2 protein-coding genes are annotated in these 823 nt (G+C 61.5%); both read left to right on the top strand.

Going from position 1 to position 823, the window contains the following annotated elements:
- Positions 1-449 (top strand): phosphopantetheine-binding protein (locus tag KVT37_RS31685; protein WP_217578944.1); only part of this gene is annotated, 449 nt, incomplete at its 5' end.
- Positions 446-823: hypothetical protein (locus KVT37_RS31680; RefSeq protein WP_217578943.1), on the top strand; the 378-nt coding region annotated here is incomplete at its 3' end. The genes KVT37_RS31685 and KVT37_RS31680, both read left to right, overlap by 4 nt.

Below are 823 nucleotides of genomic sequence, written 5' to 3'. Positions count from 1 at the left end.
GGCTGGTTGCCTATGTCGTGGCACGGGGCGAGGCCAGCGACGATCTTGCGCCATTGCTGCGGCCGCATCTGAGTGGCCTCTTGCCGGAATACATGGGGCCGGCGGCCTATGTGGTGCTGGTCGCCTTGCCGTTGACCGCAAACGGCAAGCTAGATCGCAGGGCGCTGCCGGCGCCCGACGAGGGAGCCTATGCGCGTGGCCTCTACGAGCCGCCGCAGGGCGAGGTGGAGATCATCCTCGCCGGCATCTGGCAGGAACTGCTGGGTGTCGAGCATGTCGGGCGACAGGATAGTTCCTGCGAGCCCGGCGGCCATTCGCTGCTGGCGGTGAGACTGCTGGAGCGACTGCGGCGTCTCGGCCGGGGAGCCGCGATCCGGGACCTGTTCGAGCATCCCCAGCTGTCGGATTTTGCCGTGACAACGCGAACGCTTGTGGAGATCCGGCTATGAACATCAGAGCGTTCCTGGACACTCTCAAAGATCGAAACATATCTCTGAAAGTCGAAGACGATTCGATTGTCATATCCGGCGACAACGCCTCGATAACGAACGACGTTATCGATCAAATCAAATCGAACAAAAACAACATAATAAAAACTCTTAAGGAGAATAACGGCGCCTCCGGTGCGGGAGCATGGGGCGGCGGCATAACGGTTCCTGCCAATGGGATCACGCCGCAAAGCTTGACGATCACGCCTGCGATGGTGCCGCTGGCGGAGCTCAGCCAGGCGGAGATCGACCTGGTTGTCGAGGCGGTGCCGGGCGGCATCGGTAATGTCCAGGACATCTACGCCCTGTCGCCGCTGCAGGACGGCATCCTGTTC

It is taken from the genome of Mesorhizobium sp. GbtcB19, from assembly GCF_019091085.1.
Classification (GTDB): Bacteria; Pseudomonadota; Alphaproteobacteria; order Rhizobiales; family Rhizobiaceae; genus Mesorhizobium.
This window is presented reverse-complemented; position numbering and strand designations above follow the sequence as displayed.